The sequence below is a fragment of the Streptomyces sp. NPDC060027 genome (assembly GCF_042737005.1).
Classification (GTDB): domain Bacteria; phylum Actinomycetota; class Actinomycetes; order Streptomycetales; family Streptomycetaceae; genus Streptomyces.
This window is the reverse complement of the sequence record NZ_JBHWVI010000342.1, coordinates 1-4,869: the sequence shown is the minus strand read 5'-3', so window position 1 is coordinate 4,869 and position 4,869 is coordinate 1. Positions and strand designations below refer to the sequence as shown.

Annotated in this window: 4 protein-coding genes and 2 pseudogenes; 5 read left to right on the top strand and 1 reads right to left on the bottom strand. The window is 71.4% G+C overall.

Going from position 1 to position 4,869, the window contains the following annotated elements:
- The 4 genes and pseudogenes from ACFWBT_RS40935 to ACFWBT_RS40920 form a co-directional block, all read left to right on the top strand.
- On the top strand, positions 1-450 hold a 450-nt coding region (locus ACFWBT_RS40935; protein ID WP_385709312.1), incomplete at its 5' end, for an acetyl-CoA carboxylase biotin carboxyl carrier protein subunit.
- Between the two features lie 85 nt (positions 451-535).
- The gene (locus tag ACFWBT_RS40930; protein ID WP_385709309.1) at positions 536-1,045 is read left to right on the top strand and encodes a DUF2867 domain-containing protein; all 510 of its coding nucleotides are present in this window, start codon (positions 536-538) and stop codon (positions 1,043-1,045) included.
- Positions 1,046-1,240: 195 nt separating this feature from the next.
- Positions 1,241-1,407: pseudogene (locus ACFWBT_RS40925) on the top strand (IS256 family transposase); the annotation flags it as partial.
- Positions 1,408-1,608: 201 nt separating this feature from the next.
- On the top strand, positions 1,609-2,568 hold the full coding sequence (locus ACFWBT_RS40920) for a hypothetical protein (RefSeq protein ID WP_385709306.1): 960 nt from the start codon (positions 1,609-1,611) through the stop codon (positions 2,566-2,568).
- A gap of 405 nt (positions 2,569-2,973) precedes the next feature.
- On the opposite strand, the gene ACFWBT_RS40915 is transcribed toward ACFWBT_RS40920, so the two are convergent.
- On the bottom strand, positions 2,974-4,422 hold the full coding sequence (locus ACFWBT_RS40915) for an FG-GAP-like repeat-containing protein (RefSeq protein ID WP_385709303.1): 1,449 nt from the start codon (positions 4,420-4,422) through the stop codon (positions 2,974-2,976).
- Between the two features lie 142 nt (positions 4,423-4,564).
- On the opposite strand from ACFWBT_RS40915, the pseudogene ACFWBT_RS40910 reads away from it, so the two are divergent.
- Positions 4,565-4,780, top strand: a pseudogene (locus ACFWBT_RS40910) (transposase); the annotation flags it as partial.
- Positions 4,781-4,869: the final 89 nt, after the last annotated feature.

The following is a 4,869-nucleotide window of genomic DNA, read 5'->3' as shown; positions in this document are numbered from 1 at the left end:
CATACCCGCTGGATCGAGACCGAGTTCGTCAACGAGATCAAGGCGTTCGCCGCCCCGGCCGACACCGACACCGACGACGAACCCGGCCGTGAGACCGTGGTGGTGGAGGTCGGCGGCAAGCGCCTGGAGGTCTCGCTGCCGGTCTCGCTGGGCATGTCGCTGGCCCGTACCGGCCTGGCCGCGGGCGCGAAGCCCAAGCGCCGGGCGGCGAAGAAGTCCGGGCCGGTCGCCTCGGGCGACACGCTGGCCTCGCCGATGCAGGGCACCATCGTCAAGGTGGCCGTCGAGGAGGGCCAGGAGGTCAAGGAGGGCGACCTGATCGTCGTCCTGGAGGCCATGAAGATGGAACAGCCCCTCAACGCCCACCGCTCCGGCACCGTCAAGGGCCTGAGCGCGGAAGTCGGCGCGTCCGTCACCTCCGGCGCCCCGATCTGCGAGATCAAGGACTGAACAGGGAACGATCGGTACGGTCGGCAACCGCGCCGTGGCCACGCGCAGGAGCCGTGGCCATACGCACGAAGGGACGGGACGAACCATGGGGTACAGGACAGGAACGCGCGTACGCAGGAGCGTCGCACCCGTCGTGGACGCGGCGGTGGCGAGCCTCGGCGGCTGCGATCACGTGGACGCGGTCGCGGTGGACCTGGCCCCGGGGACCAGTGCCGTGGACTTCACCCGGACGGTACTGGCAGGGACACCGGACTGGGTGCACGAGCTGCTGACCGTGCGGGACAAGCTGATGTCGCCGTTCGGGCTGCATGTCCAGAAGCGCGTCGCCCCCGAAGACATCCGCGTCGTACCCGGTGCGCGGCTGGGCCCCTTCCGGATCCTCACGGTCTCCGACGACGAGGTACTCGCCGGCGACAACGACAAGCACCTGGATTTCCGCACCTCCTTCGCCGTACGGGAGGGGGCCGCGGGCCTGGAGGGCGTCTGCACCACGGCCGTGCGCTACCACCGGCGGGCCGGACACCTGTACTTCAAGATCATCCAGCCCTTCCACAACCTCATCATCCCGCGCGTCGTCGCCCGCGCCCGCTCATAGCAGGAACGGAACCGTTCCTGCTGATCGGTGCCGCCGGCGTGCGTGAGCGAGCCCTGCGGGCGCAGGGTCATGTGCGCGGTGTGCGGAAGGCTGCCGCGGGCGATGGCCCAGGCGTCAGCAGCGGCGCCCGCGACGATGTCGCTTTGATCGTCATCCGCCTATGACTCTGCAGTGAACTCCGGACCAAGGTCAGGGGGCGCGGACAGCCAGGCCGCCGCCCTGGCGATGCTGTTCAAGCTCGTGGGGTCCGCTCAAGAACGCTGGCGCGCGGTCACCGCACCCACCTCGTGGCCCTCGTGCGCGCCGGGTCGCGGTTCGAGAAGGGGCATATCGTCGAGCGTCCCGAAGTCGCCGCAGCCTGATCACCCGTCACCCGAGCCACATCCCTTGACCATTGCCTGCTCCACTACCGCACCTGCGCATGCGGATCAGAGCAGCCAAGGTCCACCTGGAGGATGACCACGGGCTCCGCCGTCTGACGGAGGTAGAGGCCCCCTGAAGCTGACGCACGCCGGATGGGCGATGCGCAAGGCTGGAGTCCTTGCCGAGGAAGGGGCATACAGGTGGAACGCTGGGAGCGGGTCGGGAGGTTCGCGGGGTACGGGGCGGCCCTGGCGCTATCACCCTATTTATTGATCAAGGTGGCGTGGGTTGTCGGCTCTCTGCTGGGCCTGGTGCCGATCGGGGAGGGCTTCAGCCTGGCCGGTTGGGTACTCCTCAACACGGTGACCATCGGCATGGCGGGAATCGGGATCGCCTTGGCGCTCGCTCTGGTCCGGCCTTGGGGCATGCGGATACCCGGGTTCCTGGTGGCTTTCTGCGCCTGGACGGGGGCGGGGTTCCTGGTGTCGATCCTGCCGTACGCCCTGCTCAGTACGGTGCTCGACGCCGGGCGCGGCACAGCGGCCGACAGCGGGGGCGATGACCCTTCCATGCCCGGCTGGGAAGGCGCGCTGATCCAATTCAGCTTCATCGGGATGGGATTGGGACTGGCCCTTGCGGTCCCGGCCTACCTGCGCCGGCGCTGGCCGGAGGCGTTCGCCCGTCAGGTCGGGGACGGTACCCCCACCGTTCCGACACGGGCGGCATCTGTCGCAGCAGGCATCGTCGGTCTTGTCTGGGCGTACTGGGCAGCCGGCGGCACCCTCGGAATCACGAGACCTGCCGAACGGGATATCAACTGGTACCTGTTGACGAGCGTTGGCGCGCTCTGGGCACTCGCCGGCGCCGCCGCCAGCTGGACGCTCGCCTGGAAGAGTCCGGCCTGGGTACCCCATCGGCTCCTGCTGGCGCTCGGCTGGCTGGGGTCGGGCTCGCTCTTCGCCTGGAGCGGCTGGAAACTGCCTCTAACCTTGTTCGTCGCCGTGGCTGACCCCGCTGATGTCAAACTACCGGAGAACCCCGCCGTCGCCCCCGTGTTGCACCTCGCCGCTGTCGTGGCAGGGGTCGGCATGGTGAGAACACTGGTCCGCCCACGCACCGGCGCCCAGCCCGACACTCATGCACGAGTCGACCCTGGGTGACACAGACGGCGCAGCCCGCCACTTGAGACGGCTGGCCACTCCTGCGGGCCGACGGCGGAGCGTGCGGTCTCCTGCCAGCCCGCGACCTGCCGGCCCAGGTCGCTGGCGATGTCCCGGGCCCGGTCGGCGAAAGCGGCATGCGCCTGGTCCGGCATGCCGAATGCTTCGTCGCCGCCGCGTCCGGCTGGCACCGGAGGACGGGCTGGTCAGGAGCGGCTTGCGCTCTCGTGCTTGAGGTTGTTCATCCAGTTCTGAAGGGATGCGCCTAGGGCTGTCTGCAGAGTGGCGGTGTCACCACGCGGTGTGTCTGCATTTCATAGTCTTTGTGGTAGGTCGGGCCGCGCGGCGGGCGTGATCACCGCGCAACCCGCCGCGTGTCGGCCCCCCTTGCCCGAGCGTCCGGGCTCAGCCGCTGATCGGCGCGCCGAACTCGGGGTACCAGTCCTCGCCGGTGGCGAGCCCGATGGTCTCCGCACTGAAGCCGACCGCGCGGGTGAAGGTGATCCGCACGCCGTCGCCGCGCAGCGAGGTGAGCGCGCCGTACCAGCCGTTCTCGCCGGGCGCGCCGACGGCCAGGTCGAGCCGCCCGTCGCGGTCGGTGTCGGCCAGCGCCAGGGCCTCGCCGAAGGAGTCGCGGGACTCCGCGACGCCGGGCACGCCCGGGGTGTCCTGGTGGAAGGCGTACGAGCCGGTGCCGGTCAGGCCCTTCGCGGAGCCGGGGAGCACGGTGACGGAGCCGGTGAAGCCCGTCAGGCCCACGCCCTCGTCGACGGCGCCGGTGGCCAGGTCGGCCCGTCCGTCCCGGTTGACGTCGCCGAGCTCGACGGACCAGCCGAAGCGGTCGCCCTCCTCGACGACCCCGGGCACTCCGGCAGTGTTCTGCGTGATCACGACCGCCCGTCGGCCGTCGACGCCCTGCGCCGAGCCCCGCAGCACGGTCACGCTGCCGCCGTCCCGGGCGCCGTACACCTCCTCGCGCCCGTACGGCTGCCCGGACACGACGTCGCCGTGGCCGTCGCCGTCCACGTCGCCGATGGCGAGGGAGAGTGCCGGGGGCAGGTCGCCCGCCGCGCGGCGGTTCGCCGGGACCCCGGGGGAGAGGTAGAGCGCGCCGCCGGAGCCGCTGAGCGGGTTGGTGACGGCGGCAAGGTCGTCGGTGCCGTCGCCGTCGACGTCCCCGGCGGCGAGCGCGGTGACGCCGGTGCCGGTGGCGGGCATCGCCGACGCCTCGAAGTCGGTGAGCACGAAGCCCATTTCGCCGGACTGGCCGGTGCTCCGGTTGAGGTAGAGCCACAGGTGGGTGCCGCTGCCCGTGCTCGCCGCGATGTCGGCATGGCCGTCCCCGTCGAAGTCCCCGGCGGTGACCGCAGTGCCGAATCCGGTCTGCTCGATGCCCAGCGGCTGGCTCAGCGCCCCGCCCGCGCCGAGTCCCTTCGGGCTGCCCCACAGCACCGTGACCGTGCCCCAGTCGTCACCGCGCGGGATGTCCTCGCCGGGCGAGCCGACCGCGAGGTCGGTGTATCCGTCCTTGTTGAAGTCCCCGGCCGCGGTGGACGCGCCGAAGCGGTCGAACGCCTCGGCGATACCCGGCACGCGCGGTGTGTTCTGGCTGACGATCGTCGTCCGCGAGGACTTGATCCCGGCGGACGAGCCGTAGGCGACGACGACCGCCCCGGCCAGGATGTGCCCGTCGATCGCCGCGTCGGGCGCGGAGACGGCGAGATCGCCGTAGCCGTCGCCGTTGAAGTCGGCGGAGGGCGTCGGTGTGCGGGCGTGGGCGGCGGCCGGGGGCAGCAGGACGGAGGCCGCGAGGGCGGCCGGCAGCGCGGCGCCGGCGACGATGAGTCTTCGCATGACACGGCAGACCCGTCCCCGGGGCCGATGGTTGTACGGGCGCCAGCCGGGTGCCGGACGCGCCGGGGCGTGGACCGCCCCGGCGCACGATGCGTCCGGCCGGCGGGCCCGGACGGCGTGGGCGGCGATGCGTCGAAGACCTGCGGCCACACATCACGCCCTCGGCCGATCCCGAGGCGGACTGACCACCAAAATCCACCTCGCCTGCGACGGCCGCGGCCGCCCCCTCGCCGTCCTGCCGACCCCGGGCCAACGCCACGACAGCATCTGCGCACGCCCCCTCCTGGAACGCATCCGAGTCCCGCGGACCGGCCTTGGCCGGCCCCGCTGCAGACCCGACCAGGTCGTCGCCGACAAGACACCCCATGCAGCTATCGGGTCAAGCAGCTGTGGCGAGTGGTGATGGTTTCGGCGGGGCAAATGCGATCGCTTCGTCGAACCTCTGGC

What these genes read in the sequence shown, in the direction of transcription:
- ACFWBT_RS40915 (WP_385709303.1), bottom strand. Translation starts at nt 4,422, where the DNA reads ATGCGAAGACTCATCGTCGCCGGCGCCGCGCTGCCGGCCGCCCTCGCG.
- ACFWBT_RS40930 (WP_385709309.1), top strand. Translation starts at nt 536, where the DNA reads ATGGGGTACAGGACAGGAACGCGCGTACGCAGGAGCGTCGCACCCGTC.